The organism is Methylobrevis pamukkalensis (assembly GCF_001720135.1).
Classification (GTDB): Bacteria; Pseudomonadota; Alphaproteobacteria; order Rhizobiales; family Pleomorphomonadaceae; genus Methylobrevis; species Methylobrevis pamukkalensis.
The window spans coordinates 1-13,386 of record NZ_MCRJ01000032.1; the positions used below are offsets into that span (position 1 = coordinate 1).

Here is a 13,386-nt window from a genome sequence, read left to right on the forward strand (position 1 = left end):
CCGGCTTCGTAAATCGATCGCATTCGCCGGGGCCGACCCTTCGTCCTTCGAGACGGCCCTGCGGGCCTCCTCAGGATGAGGGTTCGGAGCCACTGCCAGAACACTATGCCGCGAGGCCAGAATTCGTCTTCGTGGCACCGTGCCTTTTTGACTACATCCTCGATCCATCCCCTCATCCTGAGGAGGCCCACACGGCCGTCTCGAAGGACGAGGGGATGGCCCGGGCATCGCAACATTCCGGACAAGGAGCCGCGTGATGGACTTTTCCTGGATGGCCTGGACCTGGCCGACCGCGACCTTCTTCATCGTCATCTTCGCGCTGATCGCGGCGATGGGCGTGTGGGAATATGTCTCGCCGGGCGGAGGGCCCCGGGTCGGCATCCTGCGCTTCGAGACGACGCGGGGCGACCGTCTGTTCGTCACGCTGCTCGGCAGCGCCTTCATCTGTCTTTTCTGGCTCGGGCTCGTCGGCCCGAACCTGTGGTGGGCTCTGGCTCTTTCGCTGGTCTACGCCGTCGGCGTCTTCAGGCTGGTCTGAGAGTTTTCTGGGGAACGGCGTCGAAGGACGCCGGCAATCTGGTCCGGCCGCGCCGAACAGCGGCGGACATCAATGGGAGGACGACATGCACAGGAACCTGATGCTCTCGGCCGCGACCGCCGTGATCCTGCTCGCCGCAGGACCGGCCTTCGCCGACATGGAGGCCGCCAAGGCCTTCCTCGACAAGGAAATCGGCGACCTTTCCGCCCTGCCCCGCGCCGACCAGGAAGCGGAGATGCAGTGGTTCATCGATGCCGCCAAGCCCTTCGCCGGCATGGACATCAAGGTGGTGTCCGAGACGATCGCCACCCACGAGTATGAATCGAAGGTGCTGGCCCCGGCCTTCACCGCCATCACCGGCATCAAGATCTCCCACGACCTGATCGGCGAGGGCGACGTCGTCGAGAAGCTGCAGACGCAGATGCAGTCGGGCGAGAACATCTACGACGCCTATGTCAACGATTCCGACCTGATCGGCACGCACTGGCGCTACCAGCAGGCGCGCAGCCTGACCGACTGGATGGCGAATGCCGGCAAGGACGTCACCAATCCGGGCCTCGACCTCGACGACTTCATCGGCCTGAAGTTCACCACCGCCCCGGACGGCGACCTCTACCAGCTGCCCGACCAGCAGTTCGCGAACCTCTACTGGTTCCGGTATGACTGGTTCAACGACGAGACCAACAAGGCCGACTTCAAGGCCAAGTACGGCTACGACCTCGGCGTGCCGGTCAACTGGTCGGCCTACGAGGACATCGCCGAGTTCTTCACCGGCCGCGAAGTCGACGGCAAGAAGGTCTTCGGCCACATGGACTACGGCAAGAAGGACCCGTCGCTCGGCTGGCGCTTCACCGACGCCTGGCTGTCGATGGCCGGCAACGGCGACAAGGGCCTGCCGAACGGCCTTCCGGTCGACGAATGGGGCATCCGCGTCAACGAAAAGAGCCAGCCGGTCGGCTCCTGCGTGGCGCGCGGCGGCGACACCAACGGCCCGGCGGCCGTCTACTCGATCCAGAAGTATCTCGACTGGATGGGCAAGTTCGCCCCGCCGGAAGCCCAGGGCATGACCTTCTCCGAATCCGGCCCTGTGCCGGCCCAGGGCAATGTCGCCCAGCAGATGTTCATGTACACCGCCTTCACGGCCGACATGGTCAAGGAAGGCCTGCCGGTCATGAACGACGACGGCACGCCGAAGTGGCGCTTCGCCCCCTCGCCCCATGGCGTCTACTGGAAGGAAGGCATGAAGCTCGGCTACCAGGACGTGGGCTCCTGGACCCTGCTGAAGTCGACCCCCGACGACCGCGCCAAGGCCGCCTGGCTGTACGCCCAGTTCGTCACGTCCAAGACCGTCGACGTCAAGAAGAGCCACGTCGGCCTGACCCTGATCCGGGAAAGCTCGATCCGTCACGAGAGCTTCACCGAGCGCGCCCCGAAGCTCGGCGGCCTGATCGAGTTCTACCGCTCGCCGGCCCGCGTGCAGTGGTCCCCGACCGGCACCAACGTGCCGGACTACCCGAAGCTGGCCCAGCTGTGGTGGCAGGCGATCGGCGACGCCTCGTCGGGCGCCAAGACCGCGCAGGAGGCAATGGACAGCCTCTGCGCCGAGCAGGAGAAGGTGCTCGCCCGTTTGGAGCGCGCCGGCGTGCAGGGCGACATCGGCCCGAAGCTGAACGAGGAGCATGACCTCGAATACTGGGTCGAGCAGGCCAAGGCCAACGGCACGCTCGCCCCGCAGCCGAAGGTGGAGAACGAGAAGGAACAGCCGATCACCGTCAACTACGACGAACTGGTGAAGAGCTGGGCCGACGCGGCCAACTGAGCCGCCGCAGCGCCATGACGGGTCCGGGGCGGCAACGCCCCGGACCTTTCCACACCCGCGCCCTGCCGCGGCAACAACGACAGACCGACATCCGGGGGAATTCCGATGGCCGACCACATCCTCGCGATCGACCAGGGCACGACGTCGACCCGCTCGCTCGTGTTCGACGCCGCGCAGAAGATCGTCGGCAGCGCACAGCAGGAATTCACCCAGCACTACCCCCATCCGGGCTGGGTCGAGCATGACCCGGCCGATCTCGTCCGCACCACCACCGAGACCATGAAGGCGGCGATCGCGGCGGCCGGCATCACCGCCGCGGACATCGCCGCGATCGGCATCACCAACCAGCGCGAGACGACGCTGGTCTGGGACAGGGCCACCGGCGATCCGGTCCACCCCGCCATCGTCTGGCAGGACCGGCGCACTGCCGCGATGTGCGCCGAGCTGAAGGAGACGGGCCTCGAGCCGATGGTGACGGAGCGCACCGGCCTGCTGCTCGATCCCTATTTCTCCGGCACCAAGATCGCCTGGATCCTCGACAATGTGCCCGGCGCCCGGACGCGGGCCGAGGCCGGAGAGCTCGCCTTCGGCACCGTCGACAGCTGGCTGATCTTCAATCTGACCGGCGGCGCCGTTCACGCCACCGACGCCACCAATGCCGCCCGCACCCTGCTGTTCGACATCCGCCGCAACGCCTGGGACGACGATCTCCTCGCCGCGTTCGGCGTGCCGCGCGCCATGCTGCCCGAGGTGAAGGACTGCGCCGCCGACTTCGGCCGGCTCGACCCGGAAATCCTCGGCGCCGCGATCCCGATCCTCGGCGTCGCCGGCGACCAGCATGCCGCCACCGTCGGTCAGGCCTGCTTTGCACCCGGCATGATGAAGGCAACCTACGGCACCGGCTGCTTTGCCGTGCTCAACACCGGCAACGAGTTCGTTCCGTCCAGGAACCGCCTCGTCACCACCATCGCCTACCGGCTCGACGGGGTGACCACCTACGCGCTCGAAGGCTCGATCTTCATTGCCGGCGCGGCCGTGCAGTGGCTGCGCGACGGCATCAAGGTGATCGACAAGGCGGCGCGCAGCGGCGAGCTGGCCGCCACCGCCGATCCGGAACAGGACGTCTATCTGGTGCCGGCCTTCACCGGGCTCGGCGCCCCGCACTGGGACGCGGAGGCGCGCGGTGCGATCTTCGGCATCACCCGCAACACCGGCCCGTCGGAATTTGCCCGCGCCGCGCTGGAGGCCGTCTGCTTCCAGACCGCCGACCTCCTCGACGCCATGCACAAGGACTGGTCGGCCTCGGCCGAGACCATCCTGCGGGTCGACGGCGGCATGGTCGCGAGCGACTGGACCATGCAGCGGCTCGCCGACCTGCTCGATGCGCCGGTGGACCGGCCGGAAATCCTGGAGACGACCGCCCTTGGCGCCGCCTGGCTCGCCGGCCGGCGCGCCGGCATCTGGCCGGACGAGGCCGGCTTTTCCGCGACCTGGAAGCGCGAGCGGTGCTTCGAGCCGGCGATGGACCACGAGACCCGGCAGCGCAAGGTCGCCGGCTGGCGCGACGCGGTGCGGCGGACCCTCACGCGCCCCGACTAGGTCCACCGGCGAGTCGACGGTAACGGGATCAGTCGGACATCGCGTCGATCTCGCGCCGCTGCGCGTGCATGGCGAGAAAGATGCCATAGTCGACGTCGAACCGCTGCGCAGCGGCCGGATCGGGGGCGCGCGTGTCTCCGCCCTGGTCCATGGCTGTGGCCGCTGCGCCGAGATCCGGATGGAGCCCCGCCGCCGTCGCCGCCACCATCGCGGAGCCGAGCAGCACCGCATCCTCCGCCGCGGACGCCACCACCGTGCAGCCGGCCGCATCGGCGTAGAGCTCCATCAGCAGCGGATTCTTGAGATGTCCGCCCGCGACATGCAGCGTGTCGATCCGGAAACCGCCGGCGTCGAGCGCGTCGACGATATGCCGAATGCCAAGGGCGATGCCGACGCAGGTGCGGAAGTAGAGCCGGCACAGGCTGTCGAAGGAGGCATCGAGCGTCAGGCCGCTCACGACGCCGACGGCCCGCGGATCGGCCAGCGGCGAGCGGTTGCCATGGAAATCGGGGAGCACATGCAGGCGTCCGGCCAGGTGCGGTCCTTCCACAGCCCTCAGTTCGTCGATCCGCGTGCAGATTCGCCGGTGCATGTCCGCCTCGGGAACGCCGCCGGCCCCGTGCCAGGCAATGATGTGGTCGAGCAGCGCGCCGGTTGCCGACTGGCCCGCCTCCGCCAGCCACAGGCCCGGCAGCACGGCGCCGAGATACGGCCCCCAGACGCCCGGCACCGGCCGGGGCCCGTCCGACAGCGCCATGACGCAGGTCGAGGTGCCGGCAATCAGCGCCACATGGCTGTCGAGCCGCTCGCCCCGCGCGCCAGCGCGCCGATCACGCCGAGCGCCCCGGCGTGGGCATCGATCATCCCGGCGCCAACGCGGCACCGGGTGGTGAGACCGAGCGCCTCGGCGGCGGCGGGCGAGAGCGGCCCGAGATCGTCCGCGACGGCGCTGGCATGCGCCGGCAGGCCACCCTTCTGCAGCAGGTCGTCAAGACCGACGGCGCGGAGGAAGTCGCGCTGCCAGCCCTCGGCCTCATGCGCAAGATAGGTCCACTTGCACACGAGGGTGCAGACCGAGCGGGCCTCCGACCCCGTGGCCTTCCAGGCAAGAAAGTCGGCAAGGTCGAAGATCAGGCCGGCCCGCGCCCAGCTGTGCGGCAGATGCCGCTTCAGCCACATCAGCTTGGGCACCTGCATCTCGGGCGACATCACCCCGCCGATGGCGTCGAGTACCCGGTGCCCGGTCGCGGTGCATTCGGCGGCCTCGGCGACGGCGCGATGGTCGAGCCATACGATCGTGTCGCACGCCGCCTGCCCGGTGACCGACACGGTGACGGGCGCGCCGTCCCGATCCCGCAGCACCAGCGAGCAGGTCGCATCGAAGGCGATGCCGGCGATCCGTTCGGGTGCGACATCGGCAAGACGCCGCGCCTCGCGCACGCCGGCGCAGACCGCCCGCCAGATGTCCTCGGACTCGTGTTCGGCCTCGCCCTCCCGAGGACGATGCAGCCGGATCGGATGCTCGGCGCGTGCAAGGCAGGTCCCGTCCGCTGCGAACACGCCGGCCCGCGCGCTGGTCGTCCCGACGTCGACCGCCACCACCAGGTCGCCCATGCCGCGTGTCTCCCTGTCTTCATGTTCCCGGCGTGCCTGCGCGGCCCGTGCCGGGTCTCCCGCAACCGCCGATCACTATCACGGCCGGCGGCGTGTTTCGCCGGGTCGCCGCATCCCGCCTGCTGACCCTCCGGCCCTCGAAACGCATCGCCCGGGAACCGGTCATGGCGCATAAATTGCTTTGAGACCCTTGCACCTCGCCGAGGGGCAGCGACCTCATCGTGGCTTGCCATTCCGTCGCTTTACGGGACACGAATCGGAATCATGGTTCTCCAGAAGGTTGCCGGCCCCGACAACCGCAACGCGTGATCCGCAGCACGGTCGCGAAACCGGACGGACGTGACTCAACCCGGTCGACGCGGGACAATGGTTTCCCGCGTCCGATCTCGCGCCATGCTCGATTGACAGGCATGGGAGGGGACGGCATAGGTACGGGCAGAAATTTCAGGACCCATTTCTCGGGCCCAGCCCGAGCAGCGCGGGATCTTCCCGCACATGAGTTTTCGTGAGGTCCGCCCGGACTTGCATGCGTTCGAGGGCATCGTGTGCATGGGGGCGAGCCTTTTGCGCCTTGTAAAGGCGCAGTATTGATTGGTGCCAGGAGGTTGTGCAGGTGTCCAATATCAGCTTCAAGATCTCTTCGTTTACCGTCAAACGCATTACAGGCTGGGCATACGACACCGACGATCCCTCCAAGGAAATCTTTCTCAACATCACCGTGGATGGCGAAGCGATTGCCAAGGTCGCCTGCAACATCCAGCGCAAGGAACTCGATTCCTCCGATTTCCCGAACACCCAGATCGGCTTCAACACCTTCGTTCCGATCGACTACTGGACCGGCGAGCCGCTCGAAGTCGCGATCGTCGATGCCGAGACCGGCCTGGTGCTCGATCAGGCATTGCTGGACACCGACCGGGTCGTGCTCAACGAGGGCGCGCGCCAGCTGGTCTACGGCGAATTTGCCGGTGCCTCCGAGGACGGCGTCGCGGGCTGGGTGACCGGCGAACGCGGCCCCTACACCGTCGAACTCGAGATCGATGGCGCGCTGGTCGCCTCGACCGAGGCCAACGTCATCATCCACGTCGACAAGCCGCGCCCGGCCGGATTCCTGTTCCGTCATCTGCCCCACGCCTTCTTCGACGACCAGAGCCACCATTTCCGCGTGATCGTGCGGGCCGAGACGCCCGTCCTGATCGGCGAGACCGACGTGGTGCTGCCCGCTTCTGCCGCGCCGACCCTGCAGGGCAAGGTCGAGCCCGCGCGGGACGGCCGTATCGAGGGCACCGCCTTCTACGGCGACGATTCCACCCGGTCGGTCGAACTGAGCCTGATGGTCGACGGGATCGAGATCGACCGCGCCTCGACCAATCCCGCGTCCGAACCGCCCGGCCATTTCGTGTTCGACATCCGCTCGCACACGACGACCGACTGGATGGACGCCGAGATCGAGTTCGCCGCCTATCCGGACGGCGCCCCGCTGCGCTACACCGGCGAGCATCCCGTCCGCGACGGCATGAGCGGCAAGGCCGAGCTGTCCGACCCCCAGACCCTGCATGTCGTGATGACCTGCGGCGCGCCGCTGCCGGCCGAGGTGACGATCGCCGCCACCCATGGCGACGTGACGCTCGGCACATGGCCGATCGCGACGGACGCCGGCGCGACCTCGCTCGACCTCAGCCTGCCGCTCGAGACTCCGCTGATCGCGTCCGAGCAGATCAAGCTCACGGTCGATGGCCGTCCGGTCGATCTTCCGGGCAAGAACGACGCCCGCAAGTCGGGTCCGCGCCAGCGCGGATCGACCGGCCGCGTCCCCGGCGAGTATGTGCGGCCGAGCGACGGCCGGGTTCTGCGCCGCCTGACCGAGCTGATGCGCGGCACCGTGCGCCCCGAGGGCGAGACCGGGCATCCGGACTTCAGCGGCAGCTGGCGCTTCGTGGCCCCCGCCACGATCGAAGGCTGGGCCGTGGACCTGTCCAGCCCCGATGATCCGGCGGAAATCGAGCTCATCATCGACGGCGTGCCGGTGCAGACCGCGTTTGCCTCCGGCCTCGTGCTGGCCCGCGAGGCCCGCGCCGGTTTCGAGGTGCCGGTCGGATTCGGCTTCAATCTCGCCGACTTCATGCTCGGCGAAGGCAAGCACGCCGTCTCGGCGCGCCTTGCCGGCGGCGGGCTGCTGCCGCCGCACCGGCCGGTCGCGGTCGACACCAGCGCCCTCATCGACGCGTCCAACATCGTCGACGACCTGGTGCTCGCGGGCCGCGTTGCCGAGGCCTATCTGGTTGCCCGCCGGGCGACCCGGCTCGGACTGCGCGGCGTGCTCGACCGGGCCTTCGCCCTCGACTTCGCGCTGCGGGCCGACTGGACCCACTACGAGGAGTTCCTCGACGGCACCGAGATCCGGCCGAGCCGCGATTTCGCGCGCGTGCTGCGCGCCCGCTTCCACATGATGATGGGTCGGACCGACATCGACCCGGCCGCGGCGCCGAAAGCACCCATGTGCCCGGCGTCTACTGGCAGCTGATCGACGCCGTTCGTCCGCTCGACCGCATCAACGACATCTCCGAGGCGGTCGAACGCGCCAGTCTCTGGTCGGTGCTGCAGCAGCTTCCCGAGACGCGGATCATGTCGCCCGCACGGGTCGCCTGACGCTCGTCGTCGAGTGCGAGGAGACCGATCCCGGCTTCGCCGCGATGCTGGCCGACGCCGCCGCGCGCGGCTGCCGCGTCGTGCGCGCTGCCGACCGGATGAAGGCCGACATGACGGCGGACGCCGCCGTGAAGGCCCTGGTGAAGGAGAGCAAGGACACCGACGCCCTGCTTTTCTTCCGCGAGCCGCGCAGCTTCGGCCTCGAGGCGATGGGCTACCTGCCCCAGCTCGCCATGCACACGCCGGCCGGCTTCCGCTTCACACGGATCGACATCGTCGACCGCGCGGTGAACGGCTTCACCCTCGGCATGGTCGGCCGCGTCCTCGATGACGCCGTCACGCTCGCCCGCCGCGGCGACGTGGAAGGCATCAAGGCCGCGATCACCCGCGCACCCGCCGATGGCAGCGTCCCCGGCCCGACCGGCGAGATCGTCACCTATGCGATCCGCCCCGAGCCGGAGGTGTTCGTCAACCCGCGGATCGTGGTCGTCCACGACTTCAGCGACGCCGCGCGCCTGCCGGACATGCCGCTCGGCAGCCGTCTCGTGGCGATGACCGCCGAGGAAGGCGTCAAGACGCCGGCTCTCAACGACATGACCGGCGTGATGACCCTTCTCGCCGAGGTCGCGCCGTCGGCCGAAGTCCCGGTCGTCGTCCTGACCGAAGCCTTCACCTATTCTCCCGATTACGTGGAAATGTGCCTCCGCGAATTCGTGCTGTCGCGCTGCCGCTCGGTGGTGACCACGGCGCTCGTCTACGATCCGGAGCGCGAGGAATTCGCCTTCTCCCGGAAGGGCCAGGAGAAGGAACAGTTCGCGGCGCTCGCCGCCCGCGCCTGCCTGCGCTACGACGACATCCTGCGCTCGGTCGAGCGCTACGGGTCGCGCAGCGGCGTCGTGATCGCGACCGGTCAGTCGTTCGTGCTGCGCCCCTCGGCCGATGCCGACGGGGAGCTCGCCAACGAGGTGGCGTCCCGGCCGTATTTCCGCTCGGCGGCGGTGTTCGTCAGCGAGCGGCAGAAGGGCTTCATCGCCAGCACCCTGTCGGGCTGGAGCGGCGCGGCGCGCGCGGCGGGCCTCATCGCCGAGGCCGGCCTGTCGGTCGGCGAGGAGGAACTCAACACGCTCACGGCGCTCCGCGGCAAGGCCGACACGGTGCTCAACGAGACGAGCTTCTACGCCAACATCGTCTCGCTGGCCCGCAAGGGCCGCGACGACGAGGCGCGCGAGGCGATCCTCGAACTGATCGGCCGCAGCGATCTCACCAACAAGCTCAACAAGGACGGCATCATCGGCCTGATCGACGCCTGCAAGGTGCTCGGCCTCGTCGACGAATTCGCGCGCTTCATCGGCCCGCACGTCCCGTCCTTCGTCAAGGCCCAGCCCGAGCTGATCATTCCGCTGTTCGAGATCATCGCGATCGGCCTGTCGCCCGAGGAACTGTCCTCGACCATGACGGCCTGTGCCGCGGTGGCGCTCACCGACCAGGCGACGCGCCCGATCCATCGCATCGTCGACGTCTGCAAGCGTTTCTGCTCGCCGCAGATCCTGATCCTGCTGCTGAACATGATCGACCGTGCCGGCAAGGGCAAACTGCTCTCCGACGCGCGCCTCGCCGAGGTGATCGGCGACGCGCTGCTGGGCAGCGGCGTGCAGCCGTTCACGACGTCCTCGGGCAAGTATGACCTCGCCTACTTCCTCGAACGCGCGCCCCTCAAGGCCCGCATCCTCGATGCGCTGCTCAACGGCCGCAAGGAGGAGTTCGTCCGCTTCGTGAACATGTACTTCCTGGAGCGGCGCGAGGTGCGCGACCTGATCCTCGCGATCCGGACCTACACCTACGAAATCACGCAGATGAAGCTGAAGCGGGGCGACATCCGCTATCCCGCCTATGCCCAGGAGAGCGAGCGGATCATCCTGTCGATCCTGTTCGATGATGCCCCGCCGCTGGCGGACTTCGGCCTCGTCGAGGGCGGCGCCGGTGCGCTCAGCACCGACGCCCAGGCGATCGTCGCCGCGAGCTATCACGGCGACCTCGAACCGCTCGGCATCGGCTTCCGCAACTGGTCGGCCGGCATCGGCGTCTCCAACGTGCCCTTCGGTGGCTCGTCGATCCAGGAGTTCTTCGCCGGCATGTCCGCCGGGCCCGACCTTCCGCGGGCAGCGTCGACAGCGGCAAGGTCTCCGTGCTGCTGACGGTCTACAACGCGGAGCTCGACCTTCTCGAGCAGTCGATCCGCTCGATCCTGCGCCAGACCTACGAGAACCTCGAGATCATCCTCGTCGACGATGCCAGCGACCTCGTGCCGCCGGAAGACATCAAGGCGATGGTCGACCTCGACCCGCAGCGGATCAAATACGCGATCATGCCGCGCAACTCCGGCCCCTACGTGTGCCGCAACCGCGCGCTGGAAATCGCGACCGGCGCGTTCGTCGCCATCCAGGACGGCGACGACTACTCGCATCCGCAGCGGATCGAGTATCAGGTCGCCGCGCTCGCCGCGGACCCGATCCTCAAGCTCTGCACGACCGCGCATCTGCGGATCGACAAGCTGGCCCGCCTGCAGTTCGAGCACACGCTCGAGCTGCGCGGCGACGGCACGATGACATCGATGTTCCGCCGCGACGTCTTCGACGCCATCGGCGGCTTTGCGCGGGTGCGCTCACGCGGCGACGTGGAGTTCCGCGAACGGATGAAGTCGGCCTACGGCCGCCACGTGCATACCCATGTCGATGTGCCGCTGCTGTTCTGCTACGCCACGCCCTCAAGCCTGTCCAACAGCGTCGTGCGCAAGATCCCGAGTTACCTGTCGCTGTTCCGTGGCTCGATCGACGCACGTCTCCGGCATCCTGTCCTTGGCGGACAGCGTCTCGGCGACGTTCCGGACGTCATCAACGTTCCCTGGCCGATGCGGCCCGAGGTTTATCTCTGACATCGATTGCGTTCACGAGCTGATAGGACCACCTGACCATGGAAAAGATCATCGTCAGCCTGACGTCGATAAGCCACCGGATGGCGCGGCTGCATCTGACGCTCGCCTCCCTGGCGGCGCAGGATTATCCGAACTTCGAGGTGCGGGTCTACGTTTCGCCCGACCGCTTCCTGCTGGACGAAGGCGTCATCGACATTCCGCCGGACTGCCAGGCGCTGATGGACTCCGATCCGCGCATCCGCTGGATGATCACGCCGAACATCGGCTCCTACCGCAAGCTCCTGCCGGTGCTGGCGGAAAACATGTCCGGCGAGGCGCTGATCGCCACCGCCGACGACGACACCATCTATCCGGCCGACTGGCTGTCGACGCTGGCGCATTACTACCGGCGCTACAACTGCATCATCGCCTATCGCGGCCACACCATGGTCCGCTCCGAAGGCAGCTTCCTCAACTACCGCCGCTGGATGACGCGGCCGCAGAAGGAAAACCCCAGCGTCTTCTGGCTGCCGACCGGCAAGGACGGCGTGCTCTACAATCCGCTGTTCTTCCATCGCAACGTGCTGAACTACCACAAGGCCCTGTCCGTGGCCCGCACGGCCGACGACCTGTGGTTCAAGTGGCACACGGCGCTCTACAACGTGCCCGCCTACATCGTGAACACCGACTACACCACGATGCTGGAGGATACCAACGACGGTCCCTCGCTCTACAAGAGCTTCAACCAGGCCGGCGCCAACGACGTGGCCATTGCCGCGCTGGAGCAGTATTCCTCCGAGGAACTGAGCTTCAAGCTGGCGACCTTCGATTCCAGGAACCCGCCGACCATTCCCGATCGTGGCTCGGTGTTCTCCCGTCCGCCGGCAAAGGGCGGCGCCGCCCGCAAGGTGGCGGCGGAACGGAAGAACTGAGGAGCGCGGCGACGGGCTGCGCATCCGTTCAGGGACAGCGCCGTTGCCCCGTTGCGGGACGCCGCCGCAACCATGCGGACGACGTGCGGCGGGGCAACGGTGATCCTCCGGCTGCGACAGGGGTGCAGCCGGCAGGCGACATTGTTGATTGCACCGAGGGACGGACGTTTCGCCCGGGGACACGGCGGAACCGGCCTCGTCCGATCGAGGAGACATAGATGAAGATCATTCTGCATGCCGGTTGCTACAAGACCGCCACCAGCGGCCTCAGGTCTTTTTCCAGGGCAACCGCGAGCGGATGCTTCAGGAGGACAAGATCCTCTATCCGGAAACGGGCGCGCGCCGCAACGCCGGCAGTCTCAACCCGAATTCGGTTGCCCAGCATCTGCTCGTGCATGCGGTTCGCCAGAAGCTGGAGCGGAAAGCCGGCCAGGCCGACAACCGGCGGTTTCCGCAGTTCCGCGAGCGGCTCCTCGAGGAAGTCAAGGCGAGCGGTGCCGAGACGGTTCTGATCAGCTCCGAGCTGATCGCGCTCAGCCCCGAGACTGAGAAGAAGACCTTTCTCCGGTACTTCAAGGAATTTCCGGATGCGGACATCCGCGTCATCTATGCCATGCGCTACTTTCCCGACTATGCGGAATCCATGCTCAATCAGCGCCTGAAGAGCAAGGGGCCGCTGGTGGACACCACCAAGAACATCCAGCCGCTCAACATGCTGCGGGATCTGGAGGACTGGGGGAAGCTGCTCGGCAAGGACAAGGTGCACGGCCTCTACTTCTCGGCGGCCGACTACAAGGGCTATGTGGGCGAAATCCTCGACGCCGCGGGTATCCGGAGCGGAACCGCCGAGGAGGCGGCCGCCATCAGCGACAATACCTCCCTGTCGCTCAACGGCATGGCCCTCAACACCGCGCTCGGCACCATGCTCGACGCCCATGGCGTCACCCTCGACAGCGAGGAGCGACGCCGCCTGATCGCGGTCCTGAACCGGACGGAAGCCGAGTGGACGGCAAAGCAGAAGCTGGTGCTCCTGCCGTCGGAGACCTCCGACAGCCTCGCCGCCCTGTTCCGCAGCAAGATGCCCGAGATCGCGAACCTGCTCACGCCCGCGAGCGTGGCCCGGATGGAAGCCGAGATGGCGCGGCGCGAGGCTCAGGTCTTCGCCGACAGCAACGCCGGCAAACCGGCGACGTTCACCGCCGCCGACGTCGCGAAGATCCTCATGCTCGCCTTCGAGTACCCGATCATCCGGTCGATCCTGCGCCGCTGCCACAAGGAAGACGTGCTGGCGGACAAGGAGCGCGCCACCGCGGAGTGATCGATGCCC

General features: G+C 67.6%; 9 protein-coding genes and 1 pseudogene. 9 read left to right on the plus strand and 1 reads right to left on the minus strand.

Going from position 1 to position 13,386, the window contains the following annotated elements; genetic code table 11:
- Window positions 1-256 precede the first annotated feature (256 nt).
- From A6302_RS07280 to glpK, 3 genes are all read left to right on the plus strand, one after another.
- Complete coding sequence (locus A6302_RS07280; RefSeq protein ID WP_069306488.1) at window positions 257-538, plus strand: DUF2160 domain-containing protein; 282 nt, start codon at window positions 257-259, stop codon at window positions 536-538.
- A 100-nt stretch (window positions 539-638) separates the two neighbouring features.
- Window positions 639-2,357: an ABC transporter substrate-binding protein gene (locus A6302_RS07285; protein WP_425349132.1), complete on the plus strand. Its 1,719-nt coding sequence runs from the start codon at window positions 639-641 to the stop codon at window positions 2,355-2,357.
- 105 nt (window positions 2,358-2,462) lie between these two features.
- Window positions 2,463-3,956, plus strand: a complete 1,494-nt coding sequence (gene glpK / locus A6302_RS07290; RefSeq protein ID WP_069306490.1) for a glycerol kinase GlpK — start codon at window positions 2,463-2,465, stop codon at window positions 3,954-3,956.
- Between the two features lie 28 nt (window positions 3,957-3,984).
- Here the strand turns inward: glpK and A6302_RS07295 are convergent.
- Window positions 3,985-5,570: pseudogene (locus A6302_RS07295) on the minus strand (FGGY-family carbohydrate kinase).
- Window positions 5,571-6,183: 613 nt separating this feature from the next.
- On the opposite strand from A6302_RS07295, the gene A6302_RS07300 reads away from it, so the two are divergent.
- The 6 genes from A6302_RS07300 (at window position 6,184) to A6302_RS07320 (ending at window position 13,377) form a co-directional block, all read left to right on the plus strand.
- Window positions 6,184-8,091: a hypothetical protein gene (locus A6302_RS07300; protein WP_141703478.1), complete on the plus strand. Its 1,908-nt coding sequence runs from the start codon at window positions 6,184-6,186 to the stop codon at window positions 8,089-8,091.
- Entirely contained in the window at window positions 8,067-8,216 is a 150-nt protein-coding gene (locus A6302_RS22810) for a hypothetical protein (RefSeq protein WP_169833529.1), read from the plus strand. Before A6302_RS07300 ends, A6302_RS22810 begins: the two co-directional genes overlap by 25 nt.
- 44 nt (window positions 8,217-8,260) lie before the next feature.
- Complete coding sequence (locus A6302_RS22815; RefSeq protein ID WP_069306492.1) at window positions 8,261-10,411, plus strand: hypothetical protein; 2,151 nt, start codon at window positions 8,261-8,263, stop codon at window positions 10,409-10,411.
- Window positions 10,402-11,148, plus strand: a complete 747-nt coding sequence (locus A6302_RS07310; protein ID WP_069306493.1) for a glycosyltransferase family A protein — start codon at window positions 10,402-10,404, stop codon at window positions 11,146-11,148. Before A6302_RS22815 ends, A6302_RS07310 begins: the two co-directional genes overlap by 10 nt.
- Window positions 11,149-11,186: 38 nt before the next feature.
- Entirely contained in the window at window positions 11,187-12,059 is an 873-nt protein-coding gene (locus tag A6302_RS07315; protein ID WP_069306494.1) for a glycosyltransferase family 2 protein, read from the plus strand.
- A 298-nt stretch (window positions 12,060-12,357) separates the two neighbouring features.
- The gene (locus A6302_RS07320) at window positions 12,358-13,377 is read left to right on the plus strand and encodes a hypothetical protein (protein WP_069306495.1); all 1,020 of its coding nucleotides are present in this window, start codon (window positions 12,358-12,360) and stop codon (window positions 13,375-13,377) included.
- Window positions 13,378-13,386 lie beyond the last annotated feature (9 nt).

Coding starts and splice junctions, on each gene's coding strand:
- A6302_RS07315 (WP_069306494.1), top strand. CDS start 11,187: ATGGAAAAGATCATCGTCAGCCTGACGTCGATAAGCCACCGGATGGCG.
- A6302_RS07285 (WP_425349132.1), top strand. CDS start 639: ATGCTCTCGGCCGCGACCGCCGTGATCCTGCTCGCCGCAGGACCGGCC.
- A6302_RS07280 (WP_069306488.1), top strand. CDS start 257: ATGGACTTTTCCTGGATGGCCTGGACCTGGCCGACCGCGACCTTCTTC.
- glpK (WP_069306490.1), top strand. CDS start 2,463: ATGGCCGACCACATCCTCGCGATCGACCAGGGCACGACGTCGACCCGC.
- A6302_RS07320 (WP_069306495.1), top strand. CDS start 12,358: ATGCTTCAGGAGGACAAGATCCTCTATCCGGAAACGGGCGCGCGCCGC.
- A6302_RS22815 (WP_069306492.1), top strand. CDS start 8,261: ATGCTGGCCGACGCCGCCGCGCGCGGCTGCCGCGTCGTGCGCGCTGCC.